Below are 17714 nucleotides of genomic sequence, written 5' to 3' on the forward strand. Positions count from 1 at the left end.
CCATGGGGTATCGAACAGCTGAGCTGCCCGACGTCGATCTCGACGAGTTTGCGAAGATCCCGTTCTTCGAGCGGATGAAGCTACTGCAGCTGCACTGGGTGGAGCACGGGTTCGGGACGCCCAAGCAGACCGGCACGTTTTATGCGTGGAAGATCTTCCTGTATGCGCTGTTCGGGCTCATCGTGGCCGGAGCGTTCACTGCCGGACTCGAGTTCAACGACATCGGCGGCTGGTGGGACGAGCCGATCCTTTACCAGAAGCTGATGATCTGGACGATCCTGCTCGAGATCACGGGTCTGGCGGCCACCTGCGGCCCGCTGGCGTTCCACTTCGACCCGCCCATCGGCGGGATCCTCTACTGGTGGCAGAACGACACCCTGCGTGTGCCGCCCTACCCCAACCATGTGCCGTTCACCAAGGGCAATCGGCGCACACCGTGGGACACCGGGCTGTACAAGCTGATCCTGGCCAGCCTGATCCTGCTGCTGGTGCTGTCGCCGGAGCAGGTGGACGGGCTGCCCGACGGCCGCACCGGCATCCTGCCGCAGTGGGCGACGCTGATCTACTGCGGATTGATCTTGCTGATGGCCATGCGCGACAAGATCATCTTCCTGTCGTCACGGGCCGAGCAGTACGTGCCCACGCTGCTGTGCTTCTCGCTGTTCAGCAACTTCGTCGACATGATCATCGCCGCCAAGGTCTTCATCGTCATCATCTGGATGGGCGCCGGTTTCTCGAAGCTGCAGCACGGGTTCTCTTCGACGGTTTCGATCATGGTGCAGAACACGCCGTGGGTGGTGTGGGACCGATTTCGCAAAGCGACCGTCAAGGACTATCCCCGCGACATCCGGCCGGCTCGAACGACGCACCTGCTGGCCCATATCGGCGGCACCACTTGCGAGCTCATCATGCCGTTGGTGCTGCTGTTCTCTCCGTGGGGATGGGCGACGTGGATCGCCATCGTGTCCATCTGGATGCTGCACACCTTCATCATCTCGACGTTCCCGCTGGCGGTTCCGCTCGAGTGGAACGTGTTCTTCATCTTCTGCTCAGCGTTCCTGTTCTCGAACTTCCACGCCGGCAACGGCTACGCGGTGTGGGACATGGAGCCGGTGCTGCTGGTCATAGTGCTGGTTGCGGCGCTGTCGCCCATCGTGCTCGGAGCCTTCCGGCCGCAGTACGTGAGCTTCTTGGTGGGCATGAAGCAGTACGCCGGCAACTGGGCGGCGGCGACGTTCTCGCTCCGCAACAAAGAGATCGAAGACCGGATCAACGACAAGATCGTGAAGTCCGCCGACAACCAGATTGACCAGCTCGAGCCGCTGTTCGGCCCTGAGATCTCTGAGATCTTCATTCAGAAGGCGGTGGCGTTCCGCATGATGCACCCGATGGGCCGCATGCACATCTCGGGCCTCATGTGTCACGTGGACGATCTCGACAAGCGCATCCAGCGCGAGGGCGAGTTCTTGAGCAACGTGCTGACGGGGTGGAATTTCGGCGACGGGCACTGTTTGGACGAGCGGCTGATCGCGGCGTGGCAGGAGCGGTGCCAGTACGAGCCCGGCGATGTGATTGCGGTGTTCACCGAGTCGCGGCCGGCATACACCAACCGCGTGCAGTACCGGGTGATCGACGCAGCATTGGGGACCGTCGAGAAGGGCTGGTATCGCCACGACGACGCCTACAACAGCCAGCCGTGGCTGCCTGACGGTCCGATTCCGCACACGGTGACGTGGCGGAAGGAGGGCTATGAGCCTCAGGGCGTGCCGCATCCCGGCAATGCCCGCAAAGTGCCGTCGATCGATCACGACGGAAACTGGCTGATCCCCCGCCAGACGGCCGACGGCGTCGTGATGCCCCCCGCCGACACCGGCTAATGCGGTGACGACGGCGATTGTCGTCGGCAGCGGGCCGAATGGATTGGCTGCTGCTGTTCACTTGGCCCGGGCCGGTGTCGAGGTGACGGTGCTCGAAGCCGCCGAGACCATTGGCGGCGGCACTCGCAGCGCGGAGATGATCGTGCCGGGCCTGGTGCATGACCAGTGCTCTGCCGTGCACCCGGTGGCCGCGGCGTCGCCGTTCCTGCGCTCGCTTGACCTCCAAAAGCTCGGCCTGCGATGGCGAGCGCCGCTCGTCGATTGCGCGCATCCCCTCGACGACGGTTCTGCCAGCCTCCTCTACCAGTCCATCGACGGCACGGCCGACGGGCTCGGCCGCGACGGAGCGCGCTGGCGCCGGCTGTTCACTGCGCTGACTGCTGATCTCGACAGCTTGTTCGAAGACATCACCCAGCCGTTGTTGCGGCTGCCCCGTCACCCGGTGCTGACGGCGCGGTTCGGCGCAGCCGCGATGACCCCCGCCACCGTCATGGGCCGCCTGTGGCGTGACGAGCCCGCTCGGGCTCTGTGGGCGGGCGTCGCTGCCCATGCGTTCTGGCGCCTGGACCGCCCCATGACCAGCGCAGTGGGTCTGATGATCCTTGCCGCAGGCCATCGGTACGGATGGGTCGTCGCCGAAGGCGGGTCGCAGGCGATAGCTGACGCGCTGGTTGCCGATCTGATGGCACACGGCGGACGGGTCGAGACCGGCGTGCGGGTTCACTCGACCACCGAGTTGCCGCCGACCGACCTGCTGCTGCTCGACGTGTCACCGTCGATCGCCGCCGACATCTTGGGCGACCAGTTGCCCGGCCGCGTCGCCCGCGCCTACCGCCGCTTCCGTCACGGTCCCGGCGCGTTCAAGGTCGATTTCGCCATTGAGGGCGACGTGCCTTGGCAAGCGCCGGGAGCGGCTGACGCCGGCACGGTGCATCTCGGCGGCGACGCAGCCGAAGTGATCGCCAACGAACTCGCAGTGCATCGCGGCCAGATGCCCGAGCGGCCCTTCGTGCTCGTCGGCCAGCAGTACCGCGCCGACCCTGGCCGCTCAGTCGGGAATGTTCACCCACTGTGGACCTACGCCCACGTCCCCCACGGCTACACCGGCGACGCCACCGAGGCAATCATCGCCCAGGTCGAGCGTTTCGCTCCCGGATTCTCCGAGCGGGTGGTGGGCACGGCCGTGCGCTCCACCACCGAGATGTCCGTCTACAACCCGAACTACATCGGCGGCGACATCCTGAGCGGCGCGTCGTCACCCGGCCAACTGCTGTTCAGGCCCCGACTCGCCCGGGATCCCTATTTCACCGGCATTCCGGGCATCTACCTGTGCTCAGCGTCGACGCCGCCAGGGGCGGGAGCACACGGCCTCTGCGGCCTGAACGCTGCGACCCGAGCGCTGGCCGCGCTGGAAACATCCCGGTCAGCGTGAGCCTGACGGGCAACTGTCCGCGACTCCTTCACTCCCAACGAGCCGTATGCGGTTGCGCAATCGCGTACACCTGACGCGTAGCGTGACGGCAAGATGCCGGACTTCTACGAGCAGCCGATCCTCAACTCGCCCTATGAGGCACCGACGAGTCACTGGGAGCTCGACGAAGAACGCCAGCCCACCGGCACCGTGCGCGATGGCCGCCGCCCAGCGTCGTTCATCTCGCCGATTCCCGCCCCTCGCAAGCGTGGAAAGAAGGGTGCCAAGGCCGACAAGTCGACACAGCAGGCGCTCGTATTCGACGAGCAGGCGGAGTCGCTGGCTGACACAGGTCAGCAGTACGACCTGTCGCAACTCATCAACACGATCCGCGGCGAGGTCGCCAAGTGGCGGGCCGAGCCCGACGAGCGGCGCTGGCATGTCACCGCAGAGACGGCACGCTTGCTCAAGCACTGGCGGCACTTCGAGTTTCCCGGCATCCGCCCATTCTTCTGTCAGGTCGAAGCGGTGGAGACGGTCATCTGGCTCACCGAAGTCGCCCCGAACTCCGTTGTCGGGCGTCGCTTGCGCGACCAGATCGCGGCCGCCAGCGAGCAGGCCAACCCCGGCATCGCTCGCCTTGCACTGAAGATGGCGACCGGCTCGGGCAAGACAACGGTGATGGCGATGCTCATTGCATGGCAGACCGTCAACGCCGTGCGGCACCCCCAGAGCCAGAGATTCACTCGCGGCTTCCTCGTGGTCACTCCCGGCATCCCGATCCGCGACCGACTCCGCGTGCTGCAGCCCAACGACCCAGACAGCTACTACCGCAGCCGTCACCTCGTCCCCGCCGACATGGCGAGCGAGCTGGGCAAGGCGAGGATCGTCATCACCAACTATCACGCGTTCATCCGGCGCGAGACGATGAGCCTGGCGAAGGGCAGTCGGGCACTGCTGCAAGGCCACGGGCCTGAGATCGAGACGCGTGAGACCGACGGCCAGATGCTCCAGCGGGTGATGCCCGAGCTGATGGGCACCAAGGGCGTGATGGTGCTGAACGACGAGGCGCACCACTGCTACCGGGAGAAGCCGGGCTCGGCCGACGAGTCGGATGAACCAGACTTGAAGGGCGATGCCCGTAAGGAGGCCGAGGACAACTCTGAGGCCGCCCGTGTGTGGCTCACCGGCATCGAAGCAGTGCAGCGCAAGCTGGGGCTCAAGCGGGTGATCGACCTGTCGGCCACGCCGTTCTTCCTCAGCGGCTCGGGTTACGCCGAAGGCACCCTGTTCGGCTGGGTCGCCAGCGACTTCTCGCTGATGGACGCCATCGAATGCGGCATCGTCAAGCTGCCGAGAGTGCCGGTGGCCGACAACATCCCCGGCAACGAGATGCCCACCTACCGCGAGCTGTGGAAGCACATCGGCCCCAAGATGCCAAAGCAGGGCTTGAAGGCCGTCGGCCAACTCGACCCCGAAGCGGCGCTCCCGGTTGAGCTGAAATCGGCGCTCGAGGCGCTCTACGGCCACTACGAGCAGGTCTTCCAGCAGTGGGAAGCCCAAGACGACATCGATGTGCCGCCTTGCTTCATCGTGGTCTGCAACAACACGGCCACATCGAAGGTCGTCTACGACTACATCTCCGGCTATGAGCGGGAACTGCCGGACGGCACCCCGTCGTTCCACAACGGCAGGCTGCGCCTGTTCCGCAACTTCGGCGACGACGGCGAGGCGCTGGCCCGTCCACGCACGCTACTGATCGACAGTCGCCAGCTCGAGTCGGGCGATTCGCTCGACCCCAATTTCCGCGCCGCGGCATCCGATGAGATCGAGCGGTTCCGGCGCGAGATCATCGAACGCGGAGGTACCAGCCACGACGCTCAGAGCCTCAGCGACGAAGACCTACTGCGCGAGGTGATGAACACGGTCGGCAAGCCGGGCCGCCTTGGCGGCAACACCAGGTGCGTGGTGTCCGTGGCGATGCTGACCGAAGGCTGGGACGCCAACACCGTCACGCATGTCTTGGGCGTGCGGGCTTTCGGCACGCAACTCCTGTGCGAGCAGGTGGTGGGCCGTGCGCTGCGTCGCCAGTCGTACGACCTCAACGAGCATGGCCTGTTCGAGACCGAGTACGCCGATGTGTTCGGCGTGCCGTTCGACTTCACCGCAGAGCCGGTGATCGTGAAGCCGAAGCCGCCCAAGCCGACGGTGCAGGTGCATGCCGTCAGCCCCGAGCGCGACGCCTGTGAGATCCGCTTCCCGCGGGTCGCCGGCTACCGGGTGGAACTCCCCGACGACCGGCTCGACGCCCACTTCACCGAAGACTCGACGCTGCGGCTGACGCCGGAGATGACAGGTCCGACGCATGTCCGCAATGAGGGGATCATCGGCGAGGGCATCGACCTCGATCTCACCGACACCGGCGACACGCGTCGATCCACCATCGTCTACCACCTGACGAACTATCTGCTTCGGACGAAATGGTGTGGTCACGACGGCCAACCCCGCCTGCACCTGTTCGGCCAACTCAAGCGCATCACCGAACGCTGGCTCGATGAGCACCTGATATGTGAGGGCGGGACATCACTCTCCCAATTGGTCTACCTGTCGCTCGCAGACCAAGCCTGCGAGCGCATCACCACGGCCATCGTCGAAGCCGAGCGGAGCGTGGGTGGGGCCGTGACGGCATCGCTCGACCCGTTCTCGCCCGTCGGAACGACGCGCGACGTCAACTTCACCACCTCGAAGATGCGGCGCTGGCGCACCCGCGCCGACCGCAGCCACGTCAACTGGGCGGTCGGCGACAGCGATTGGGAGCTGGAGTTCTGCCAAGTGGCCGAAGCCAATCCCGATGTGCTGGCGTACGTTAAGAACGCCGGCATGGGCTTTGAGGTGCCGTACCGGACAGGCGGCCAGAACCGCACCTACGTGCCCGACTTCATCCTGCGGGTGGGCGACGCCGATGGTGGCGGCGAACCGCTGTATCTCGTGGCGGAGGTCAAGGGCTTCCGCGGTGAGGACGCCAAGGACAAGGCCGCCACCATGCGCAACTATTGGGTTCCCGGCGTCAACCGTCTCGGTACGTTCGGCTACTGGCAGTTCGCCGAATTCAGGAACAGCTGGGTCTTTGCCGAAGAATTGCAGACAGCAATCACCCAAGCTCGCCGTGAGGCACAGGCGTTCCGCTCTGGTGAACAAACCCGCAACAGTCGAGCATGGGTGCTTGCTTCACTCAGAGACATGATGCCACACCTCAAGACGGAATACGGAGTCTCCAGTCTCAAGCTCTTCGGCTCATTCGCCCGTGACGAGGCGCAACTCACGAGCGACGTTGATCTCATTGTCGAGTACGAGTCACGACCGGTGGGGTGGGACTCTCTCGGTGCTGAGGTGTATCTGGCCGACACGCTCGGCCGCAGTGTCGATTTGTCAATCGCAGAACATCTGCATGACCATGTGCGACCGAACGCTGAGAGAGAAGCGATCGATGTATAGCTGTGCTCAGCCTGAAGATTGGCTGCCGCATATTCGACATATGTTGGAAGCGGCCGAGAAGGTCATCAAGTACGTCGGCGACCTCAGCGAAGTCGAATTCTATTCGAGTGACGTGACGTACGATGCAACCAAGTTTGAGATCATCATCATTGCTGAAGCAGCAGGTCGGCTGACCGACGGGGCACGGGATCAATTCCCGGAGGTTCCCTGGCACCAGATTCGAGGAATGCGAAATCGCGTTGTTCACGAGTACGACCGCGTGAGCGAAGAGTCATTCTGGGACACCGTGACGATATCGGTGCCTCAACTCGTAACGATTCTTCGCCATGTCTTGGCAGAACACGAGGAGCAGTAGCCGGTGGCAAGACGCACTGCGAAATCTAAGCAGGTAGAGAACCTCACGCACGACGAATCGGCGCGGCTGAATATCCCCACGGCCGAATACCAGACGCAGTCTTCGGAAGATGCCGCGGCTGCGATCCGTGTGGAATACGAGCGTCTCAATCGAGACCTCGACCCACAGTTGGTGTGGCGCGGCAAGGATGTCGCCGACTGGGCCGACCTCGTTGTGTCGGCTCCACCGCTGTACATCCAGGAAATGGTGCATCCCAAAGCGCTGGTGGAAGACCTGCGACGGCTGAGCCGTCGGCACAGCGTCGAACAGGCGGCAGTTGACGCTGGCTTTCAGATCGAGTTGTTTTCCGACTTCAACGGGCTACCTACTGGTGACGCGAGAACGGAGTTCTACCAGCACCAGGTGAACTGGTCGAACCGCATGATTCTCGGGGACAGCCTGCAGGTGATGGCGAGCTTGGCCGAGCGAGAAGGCCTGCGCGGCCAGGTGCAGTGCATCTACATCGATCCACCGTACGGCATTAAATTCAAGTCCAACTTTCAATGGTCTACTACAAGTCGCGATGTCAAAGATGGCAGAGCCGAGCACATTACACGTGAGCCTGAGCAGGTTCGCGCCTTCAGAGATACATGGCGGGACGGCATACACAGCTATCTGACCTATCTGCGAGATCGCTTGACAGCGGCTCGTGATCTGTTGACCGATACCGGTTCGGTTTTCGTCCAGATTGGCGATGAGAATGTCCACCGTGTCCGGTCGCTCATGGATGAGGTATTCGGCGCGGACAACTTCGTCAGCATTATTTCGATACAGACAACAAGTGGGTTTGAAACCAGTTGGATCGGAAACGTCTGCGACTACATCATTTGGTTTTCTAAGGACAAGGGCGCAGGTCGCGCTAAGTCCCTGCGATATCGCAAAGAATTCGAACTTGGTGAGGGAAATGCAAAGTGGTTGCGCTTTCCTGACTTCAGCTATCGCGGTGTAAAGGCAGCGGAAAAGCGTGGCGAAATCGAAGTGCCTGACAACGCAGTGCCGTATAAGCCAGATAATCTCATTTCGCAGGATAGGTCCCGCGAACCGCAACCCTTCTCTTGGCAAGGAATAACATATGATAGCTGGTCGAAGAACTCCCATTGGAAGGCGAACTACCCTGCTGGGATGTTGCGACTCGGTCGAGGGGGCCGGTTGCATGTAGCAGCCAATTCAATCCAGTATGTTCGTTTCCACAGCGACTCCGAGGTAGCTGTTCACGGAAACGTGTGGACGGACACTGGCACTGGCAACTTTACCGATGACAAGGTGTACGTCGTTCAGACGAATGCCAAGATCATTGAACGGTGCCTCCTTATGGCGAGTGATCCGGGCGATTTAGTGCTCGATCCGACCTGCGGATCTGGGACGACTGCATTCGTGGCAGAGCAATGGGGCAGACGGTGGATCACTATTGACACTTCGCGGGTGGCCTTGGCTTTGGCGCGGGCGCGGCTCATGGGGGCTCGCCATCCGTACTACCTCTTGTCCGACAGCGAAGAAGGACAGCAGAAGGAGGCGGAGCTCAGCCATGCCGAGCCGTCCGATGCGCCGACGTACGGCGATGTGAGGCAGGGATTCGTCTACGAGCGCGTCCCGCACATCACGCTGCGGTCGATTGCCAACAACGCCGAGATCGACGTCATCTACGAACAACGTCAACCCGCTGTGGAGGCGGCGCTCGCCGATCTCAACTCGACGCTCCGTACAGACCGGCCGGAACCGTTTGAGGTCTCGGTTGGGGGCCGCAAGGGCGGACGGGTCGACTTCACCCAGCCACTCGAGGCGACTGTGCCGTTGCCGTCGGGCGAGGAGGCACCTGCGAGCTGCCTGCTGGAATGGGAGGTTCCCCGCGAGCGCCCCGGCGACTGGCCGGCCGATGCCGTTGAGCCGCACGAACGCTTCTGGCAAGCCCGCCTCGAACGCCAGCAGGCAATCGACGAATCCATCGCCGCCAAGGCCGACTTCGAGTACCTCTACGACAAGCCATTCGAAGATAACTCGAAGGTGCGCGTGGCCGGGCCGTTCACCGTCGAGAGCATCTCGCCGCACCGGTACCTGGCCCTCGATGCCGATGACCAGTTGATGGACCCAGTCGCCGAAGCCCGGCGCAACGGCGAGGCGCCGCAGGACTTCGTCTCGCTCATCCTCGACAACCTGCGAGCCGCAGGCGTACAGCAGGTACACAAGGCCGACCGCATCGACTTCGTCTCGCTCCAGCCCTGGCCCGGCGAATACGTATGCGCGGAAGGCGCCTACATCGAAGGGGCGGCTGCTTCGGTAGGAGAGCCGGACGAGGCCGTACCGCCCGCAGACGACGAGACTGCCGCATCCGCAGCGACACGCAGGGCAGCAATCTTCGTTGGCCCCGAGTTCGGCACGGTCACTCGCCCTGACCTCGTGGCTGCCTCGCGTGAGGCGACCGAAGCTGGCTTCGACGTGCTCATTGCCTGCGCCTTCAACTACGACGCTCACGCGTCGGAGTTCACCAAGTCAGGACCGCTACAGGTGCTGCAAGCCAGGATGAACGCCGACCTGCACATGGCAAGCGAACTCAAGAGCACCGGCAGCGGCAACCTGTTCGTGATCTTCGGCGAACCCGACATCGAGCTGCTGACAGCGCATCCCACCAGCGACGGCGCTGAGCAGTTCTGCGTGAAGCTGCGAGGGATCGACGTGTTCGACCCGACCACCGGCGACATCCGCAGTGACGAGCCCGACTCCATCGCCTGCTGGTTCGTCGACACCAACTACGACCACGAGAGCTTCTTCGTGCGCCACGCCTACTTCCTCGGCGCCAACGACCCCTACAAGTCGCTCAAGACCACCCTCAAGGCCGAAATCGACGAAGACGCCTGGTCCTCCCTCCACAGCGACCTCTCCCGTCCCTTCCCCGCCCCCGAGACCGGCCACATCGCCGTCAAAGTCATCAACCACCTAGGCGACGAGGTCATGAAGGTGTTCCGGGTGCCCGCCGCCTCAGGTTGATCCACTCGCAGTACGGGCCAAGCTCCGCAGCTTGGCTCTCGGCAATGTCACACCTGCGCGGCAGACTGGCCGGTGACGAGTGCATGCAGGTCAACGGGCACTGTCGTTTGGAGCCGAAGCAGCGATGGCGAAACCGATGCCCGGCGGGGCGGCTGACAAGGCGGGCAATCTGAATGAGCATCTGTGGACGGCGCTGCGCCTCGCCGAGATGCTCCAAGGGAAGGCCCGTCGGGTCCGCCTTGAGCCGATCGGCGAGGCAGGGACCGGCATCGAGTTCGAACTTGTCGACGATGAGGGCGTCGTCTGGGTTGAGCAGGTCAAGAGCGGAACCGCGACCTGGACTCCCCGGAGGCTCCGGGCGAAGGGAGTGCTCGCGGCCGCGAAACTGCAGGTAGAACGCGGGCGCCGTTTTCGCTTCGTTGCGCTGGGTGCGGGTGCCGTGGATCTCGACACGCTGACAAGCCGTTCCCGACAGTCGGAGAGTGTCGACGAATTCGTTGCGTCGCTCTCTCAGGACGACAAATCCGACTTGGGCGTCATCGTCGATTCGTGGAAAACCACGCATGATGAGGCTTGGCGCTTGCTTCGCGGGATCCATGTGGATCATCACACGATCGACGATCTGCGCAGGATTGCGAACCTGAGTTTGCGGTTGCTCTACACCGACGATCCTGATCTGGTCCGAGGTGAGCTACGAAACCTGTGCGACGAGCACATGCATCGGGAACTCACGGCCCAAGTCGTTCGTGATCGTCTCGAATCGCAGAACTTCACCCGCCGCCTGATCCGGGGAGACCACAACGTCAGCGAGGCTCTCCACGAGTCGCTGGCACGGCACCAGCGCCGCATCGAGTTCTCAGTACCAGCCTTCGGTCTCGTCAGCCGCGAAGACGCGAACACCGTTGTCGACAAGCTGTGCGATCCGCAGAGCGGTCAGGTCGTCGTCATCGACGGGCGAGCCGGCTCGGGCAAGTCAACGGTCGCTTGCGAGGCAGCAACGTTGCTCGAGGGCCGCGGTTGGCATGTGGCTGCCGCCCGCATGGATATGGATGGTCGAATCTCCACAGCAGCTCAACTGGGGCGAATGATCGAGCTGGACGAATCTCCGACAGTGTTACTCGCCGGTGTTGCGGACGGCGAGCCCTCACTGCTCTTCATCGACCAACTCGACGCCGTCAGCACCTACAGCGGCCGAATGTCTGACAACTTCGACGCTGTCGCCGAGGTCATTACTGAAGTCAAGCGCGCCCCGAACATCAAGGTACTGCTTGTGACTCGGACGGTGGACCTTGAGGCGGATCCGCGCTTGCGCGCCCTGCTCGATGCGCAGCCAAGCTTCGGCAGGCATACCGTCGGCGACCTCGGAATCGAGGACGTGACAGCCGTGCTGGAGCAGGCAGGAGTGCCGGTGCCGTCGTCGGAGACGACACTCCGGTTGCTGTGTACCCCGTTGCACCTCTCGGTGTTCAGCCGCTTGTCCGAGAGTGCCCGAAGTCGCGAATATTCGACACTGCAGCAGTTGTACGAGCAGTACACCGAGGAAGCGCGGTTCGGGGCCGAGCAACGCGCAGGTGAACTGGACTGGGTCGCCATCACCGCGCCGATCGTCGAGTACATGAACGAACGCGAGGTTCTCGCGGTCCCTGTGACGGTTCTGGATGGGGTGAACCGACGGCAGATCCGGGCTCTTGAGTCGGAGTCCGTGTTGGTGCGCGATGAGACGCGTTACGCGTTCTTCCACGAGTCGTACTTCGATTTTCTCTTCGCGCGCTCGTTCGTCACGAGAGGGAACGATCTGCGCTCGTTCCTGTTGAGCGATGGGCAGGCCCTGTTCCGCCGGGCCCAGACCCGCCAAGTGCTGGAGCATCTCTTGGCGACTGATCAACCCGCCTTCTACAGGGCCGTCGTGGACCTCTTGGGAGACGTTCAGATTCGCTCCCACATCAAGGCGCTGGTCGTCAATCTGCTGCGACAAGTCCCTGCTGAATCGGCGGACTGGGCACCGCTCGATCCGCTGGCCTGGTCCGATTCTTGGCTATCTCACAGGATCGTGGGCCTGCTCCGCCAACCAGGTTGGTTCGACGCTGCGGACGATCTCGGCCGATGGGAACGATGGCTCGACGATGCGGGGAAAGTCGAGATGGCGTTCAGTCAACTCGTAATCGCTGCACGAACACGGCCATTGCGGGTTGTGAGCCTCCTGAAACCCCGCATCGAACGGACCGATGAATGGTGTGCCCGCCTCGCGTCATTGGTCTCGTTCTCGCTTCGCAGCGAACTCGTGGAGTTCACATTGGAACTCGTCGAACTCGGATATCTCGACAAATTCGGCATGCCGCTCAGCGGCCGCCAGGACATCTGGTGGAGCGTCTACTCGATGAAGGCGGAAGACCCCGTCGGTGCAACTCGGCTCGTCGGAGCGATCCTCCAGCGTGGTCTCGCTCGGGCCCGGGCCGAGGGCGGTGGCGACCCCTTCGAGACCCGATACCTGCCGGACAACTCGCAATTGGTTTCTTGCATCGCCGATGTCGCGAAAGACGCCCCGGGGGTGTTCGTGACCGCCGTTTTGCCGTTCGTGATCGAAGTCGCCATGGTCGGACAGCAACAGCACGACGAGTTTCTGCCCGTCGGCCGTCGTTGGGGGCATCGGCTCGTGTCATCCAACTACGCCGTTGGCCAAATCGTGTTCAATGCCACCGACGCAGCGTTGAGGCACCTTGCCGTTGAGAATCCTGCGGCTTGTGCAGTGGCACTCGAACCGATACTGGCCACCGAGAGCGCTGAGCTGCGATTTCTGGCCTGCCGGGCGCTTGAGGCTGGCGACGATCACGAAAGCGCTGTCGAGTGGCTGGTATCCGATCCCCGCAACCTCAGGCTCGGGTGGGAGGGCAGCAACTGCTGGGCATCTCGCAGTCTCATCGAGAAGCACTCGCCGCGTTGTCCTGCCGAACTGTTCGCCCGGCTTGAAGAATCCGTGCTCGGCCACGCCCCAGAATTCGAGAAGCGACATCGCCGGTGGAGGGGCCGAGAGAAATACGACCTGCTTTCTGCGTTCGATCCAGACCGGCTGTCGCCACAGGCACGCGGGCTACTGGGAGAACTTCAGCGGCGCTTTCCCGAGTCACCGCCAGCGCCTCCGAGACCAGTCGAGGCCTACATGATCGGCTCGCCTATCGAAGACGATGCGGCGACCGTCATGACTGACGAGAACTGGCTTCGGGCGCTCCGAAAACACACCAGTTCCGAGCCCGTATGGGATTCACGCTCCGAGCGGTCGATCGGCGGTGCTCGACAGCTCGCTCAGCAACTCGGCGGGCACGCCCAAGAAGCACCGGAACGTTTCGCTGAGCTCGCTATGCAGTTCGATGATGACATTCCTGCCGTCGCCATGGACGACGTCCTGACCAATGTCGCGAAGTACCTCGGTGCCGACAAGTTGGCCGATCTGTGCCGGCATGCACGCGATGTCTACGGAGAGGAATGCGGTCTGTCGATCTGTCGGGCGATCTGCGATGCGCCCACCGTCAACCCACGGCTCGTCAAGATGTTGCGGGACTGCGCCGTCGACGCTGACCCTGATCATGAAGTGGCGCAAACAATCGCACGCTCAGGCGACTTCTACTACGGCGGGGAGCTATTCACCGCCGGGATGAACTCCACACGCGGCGAAGCTGGGCGTGCCATCGCCCGAGTTCTCTTTCTGGGATCAGACCATGTCGATGACGTGACGGACACGGTCGAAGCACTCGCCGAAGATCCCATCATGGCCGTGCGGGCATGCGCTGCAGAAGCTGTCAACGCGTTAGCTCGTCACCTTCCGCAGCTGGCGCTAGACATTGCACACCGGCTCCTGGGCGAAGATGTCGAGCTCCTGGACGCACCGACCGTCCAACGGCTGCTCCAGTTCGCTGTCCTGAAAGACCCCGACCGATTTGGGCCGTACCTCGCTGCTGCGCTTGCGCACGGCGGTGAGATTTCAAGCCAGGCCGGCCGCATTTGGGCCATCGCCCGCTGGCATGACCGAATGCCCACAGGCTCCGCCGACGACTTTGGAGAACTCTCGTCGGATGCCAGACGTGGGGCGGCCGCGGTATATGCCCACAGCGTTTCCGACTGCCTGGACGATCTGACAGCAGCTCTCGCTGATGACGAGTCTGCTGTCCGAAGTGCCGCTGCCGAAGCTGTCCAGTATCTCGACAAACTCGACCATCTCGATGCGCAGCGCCTCATTGAAGCGCTGTTGGGCAGTCCGGTGCTCTCGCAGGCCGGCTTTGGTCTGCTGCACTCGCTCGCACGACGGGAAGGGCAACTGCCAGCAAGCTCGCTGGACATGTGTGAACGCGTGGTCGAGACCACCGGCACGGACATCGGTGACATCAGGACTTCGAGTTCCTTGATGGGGCGCGACCTTGTTGCACTTGTTCTTCGTCTCTACCGTGAGGGAACCGCTCCTGTCAGAACCCGGTGCCTCGACATCGTTGACCGCCTTGTCGAGTTCGATGTCTACGAGGCCATGGAAGCAATCGACGAAGAACGCTGACTTGCCCTACAGCGCATCGTGGATCAGGGCTTCGCTGAGGCTCGCGGATCCGACGATGTCGAGCTCATGAATTCGGTTGTCAGCGTTCCAGCGGTCGCCAGTCGCGAGTCCAGCAGTGCCACCCAGAATCCGTGAGTTGCCAGATCGGGGATGAGAAACCGTGAACTTCGGGGAAGTTGTCTGGAACGCCAAACTTGGCTACCCAAACTGAGTCCAGATCGCCAAGTTCCGTATCTGGCGGCAGCCACTTGTCGCCTGGAACGATGGCCGCTGTTGCCATCCCGGCCTGATCACTGCGACTCACGCCGAGCGGAACCCAGAGGAACAGATGGATTTCATCAGCGCCGTGCTGCCTGGCACGGGTGAGGTTCGTATAGCCGCGAGAGACGTAGCCCTTGACGACGTTGGCGATGCTGCTGGGCGCGAACGACGAGATCGCCTCGGCCCGGCACAGCCGGATGGTCCCGTCTGATTCCCACGAAGCGGGGTACGCGCGTCTGATGCGGAGTTCCCGCAGTTCGCTACACACCGGGTGTTCTTGCGAGGTCACTCCGCGGCTAATGCGCCGCACCTCGTCCTGCAACTCCTCGCGTTCGATTCGAGCGAGAATCGGCTCCAGCTTGCGGGTAACGTCCTTGAGCAACACGTCGGAAGCGGCGGCATCTGCGGCCTCATCATCTGGCACATCGAAGTCAACTGCCCATCCGTGTCGCAACGAAGGCGCATTCAACGGGTTTCTCTTGGCGCGTTCTGCGTCGAAGGCAGCGCGCCGGGGTGATGTGTGAGTCTTGACTTCGACCGCGATGCGACGACCGTCGCGGAACTCCACGTCGAGGTCGTGCATGCTCGGTGGACCGCCGGGCACGTCTCGTGCCTTCCATGCTTGGGCGCCGAGCAGCGCCCTGAGCAGCTCGCCAGCCCATCGCTCTTCATCAGGCGCTGCGGAGCGGTCCTTGACTTCCCGCCAGCTCCGTTCGATTGTCTGTCTGAGCGAGTCTTCGTTGGCCATGTGTCGGATGTCTCTGGTGCCGTCGGCGCTAGGTACCGTCCAGCCGGCCGTAGAGGTCGGCAACGGCATCTACGGCGATTTGGGTTTCGATTCGCGTCTCGCCGATGACTCTCTTGACTTGGCTCACATCGTCCTTGATCTCGGCTACGTCGGTCTTGACCTGGGCGAGGTCGGCGCCTTGTTGAGCGACGTCGGTCTTGACCTGAGCGATGTCAGTCTTGACTTGCGACACATCGGCCTTGGTCTCGGCCAGGCTGTCATCGACCCCGTCGAGCCGCGCGGTGAGTCGGTCCTCCATGCCCCGCATGTAGGACATGACTTCATCTGAGGAACCGTCCGACGGCTGTGTCATGCAGCAAGCCTAACTTCGCTCGCGCCAACGGCAGAAGCGGTTTTCTGAGGTCTCGCGCCCGGACCCCACGATGGCCGCGGTACGCACTATGCCGCGTTCTTCGGGACCGGCCGCTGCCGTACTGTCGGTGAGCATGACGCAGCGGATCGACCGCCGCCGCGCGCCGCGTGCGCTTCGGCCGCTGGCCGTCGTCTTGCTCGCGGCGGCGATGATCTCATGCGGCGGGGCTGCGCCCACCGGCGAAAGCGGCCAATCAGTCTCGGTGCAGGCCGGGGCGACGACGCACGAACCCGCGGTCGCTGAACCCGCCAGCACCGCGCCGGACAGTTCCGAAGCGGTTCCCACGGGCATCAATGGGTCCGGTCTCTTGGACTGTGAAGATGTCGCCAAGATCACGGCGAGCATCCAGGGGCCCCTGCGCACGACCCCGAACTATCCGCCGGGGTTCGTCGGGGCGGTGCTGAGATACGGCAGCCAATTCGATACCTACGGCGGCTACTGGCTTGACCGCGACAACGGCGCCACGATCATGGTCGGGTTTACCGACGACCCCGAGATGCACGAAGCGGCGCTCGCAGCACTGCGACCTTCGACGGTCGACGGTATCGCCGATGGCGATATGCGTCCGCTGGGGCAACGCGACGACGTTGCCATCGAGGCAGTGCAGGTGAGATTCACGGAGCGTGACCTCATCGCTGCTGAGAGCCGGATCAGCGGCGCGACATGGGATCAGGAGCTGGGCATCTACGGGTATGGAATCGACCCTCGCCGTAACAGGGTCGTTGTCTATGTGGAGAACCCGCCGCCCGGCGCGCTGAACCAGATCGCCCGTTCGGTGCCGCCGACGCTGGGGTTCGATGTCGTGTGCATCGAGCTGACCGGTACTGCGGCACCTCCCGAAGGCCCGCTGCTCGTGCTGCCCGACCTGACCGATCCCGACCCCGTCGTCACGTGCTGGGGAGTGCCGCCCAAGCCCTACTCGGAGCTGATGGCGTGGCAGCCGATCGACGAGGTCGATCACCCGGCGGTGGATGCGTTCCGGGACGAGCTCGCAGCACGCCAGACCGACCCGACGCCGCGCCCGCTGCCCGAAGGTGACTGGGCCGTCGTGCACATTGCCCCTGACCTGGTGCGCTTCGTGCTGGACGGAGGCGACTGGCAAGAAGAAGCTGCGATCGAGCGCCGTGGCAACCGCTGGCTGTGGGCAGGGGAGGCCTCAGGCCCGCGCTGCGAGCCCTACGTCGTCCTGCCCGAAGGCCTCGGCCGAGTCGACGTGCACCTCGACCCCGACAGCCTTCCCGGCCCCGGCGACACCGAGTTCACGCTGCTCGTCACCGAGCAGGGTTGCGCCAGCGGCCGCACCATGGGTGATGCGTTGCGAGGTCCGCAAGTGGTCGAGACCGACGAAGCGGTAGTGGTGGCGTTCGCGGTCGTGCCCGTTTCCGGCGGTGCGAACTGCCCCGGCAACCCGCCGACCTCAGTGACGATCACGCTGTCCGAACGGCTCGGCGACCGCGCCATTCAAGACGGCCTGTACTTCCCGCCCAAGACGGTCACCGTCGAATCGCCGTAGTTCACCGAAGCCCGCGAGCGTGCGGACAAGCCTGCGTTTCCGCCCAGACCGCGGCGGCCCACAAGCGTGCTTGCTTGGCGG

9 protein-coding genes are annotated in these 17714 nt (G+C 63.4%); 7 read left to right on the forward strand and 2 right to left on the reverse strand.

The features are described 5' to 3' along the window. The first annotated feature begins 2 nt into the window (after positions 1 to 2). The 6 genes from ACOGI8_RS03585 to ACOGI8_RS03610 all read left to right on the forward strand — a co-directional run bounded on the left by ACOGI8_RS03585 (position 3) and on the right by ACOGI8_RS03610 (position 14699). Complete coding sequence (locus ACOGI8_RS03585) at positions 3 to 1877, forward strand: DUF3556 domain-containing protein (protein WP_419855525.1); 1875 nt, start codon at positions 3 to 5, stop codon at positions 1875 to 1877. A 4-nt stretch (positions 1878 to 1881) separates the two neighbouring features. Beyond that, positions 1882 to 3309, forward strand: a complete 1428-nt coding sequence (locus ACOGI8_RS03590; RefSeq protein ID WP_419855526.1) for a phytoene desaturase family protein — start codon at positions 1882 to 1884, stop codon at positions 3307 to 3309. A 93-nt stretch (positions 3310 to 3402) separates the two neighbouring features. After that, a complete protein-coding gene (locus tag ACOGI8_RS03595; RefSeq protein ID WP_419855527.1) occupies positions 3403 to 6783 on the forward strand; it encodes a BPTD_3080 family restriction endonuclease in 3381 nt (1126 codons plus the stop codon). Next, positions 6776 to 7138, forward strand: a complete 363-nt coding sequence (locus ACOGI8_RS03600) for a DUF86 domain-containing protein (RefSeq protein ID WP_419855528.1) — start codon at positions 6776 to 6778, stop codon at positions 7136 to 7138. The genes ACOGI8_RS03595 and ACOGI8_RS03600 overlap by 8 nt, the downstream gene beginning before the upstream one ends. A 3-nt stretch (positions 7139 to 7141) precedes the next feature. Continuing rightward, entirely contained in the window at positions 7142 to 10159 is a 3018-nt protein-coding gene (locus ACOGI8_RS03605; protein ID WP_419855529.1) for a site-specific DNA-methyltransferase, read from the forward strand. 124 nt (positions 10160 to 10283) lie between these two features. Beyond that, positions 10284 to 14699 carry a hypothetical protein gene (locus ACOGI8_RS03610; protein ID WP_419855530.1) on the forward strand — a complete coding sequence of 1472 codons (4416 nt, stop codon included), beginning with the start codon at positions 10284 to 10286 and terminating at the stop codon, positions 14697 to 14699. Between the two features lie 79 nt (positions 14700 to 14778). On the opposite strand, the gene ACOGI8_RS03615 is transcribed toward ACOGI8_RS03610, so the two are convergent. Further along, positions 14779 to 15543 carry a hypothetical protein gene (locus tag ACOGI8_RS03615; protein ID WP_419855531.1) on the reverse strand — a complete coding sequence of 255 codons (765 nt, stop codon included), beginning with the start codon at positions 15541 to 15543 and terminating at the stop codon, positions 14779 to 14781. 193 nt (positions 15544 to 15736) lie between these two features. Next, on the reverse strand, positions 15737 to 16060 hold the full coding sequence (locus tag ACOGI8_RS03620; protein ID WP_419855532.1) for a hypothetical protein: 324 nt from the start codon (positions 16058 to 16060) through the stop codon (positions 15737 to 15739). Positions 16061 to 16193: 133 nt separating this feature from the next. Here ACOGI8_RS03620 and ACOGI8_RS03625 point away from each other — a divergent pair, with 133 nt between their 5' ends. After that, the gene (locus ACOGI8_RS03625) at positions 16194 to 17633 is read left to right on the forward strand and encodes a hypothetical protein (protein WP_419855533.1); all 1440 of its coding nucleotides are present in this window, start codon (positions 16194 to 16196) and stop codon (positions 17631 to 17633) included. Positions 17634 to 17714: the final 81 nt, after the last annotated feature.

The organism is Candidatus Poriferisodalis sp., from assembly GCF_965204195.1.
Lineage (GTDB): Bacteria > Actinomycetota > Acidimicrobiia > Acidimicrobiales > Poriferisodalaceae > Poriferisodalis.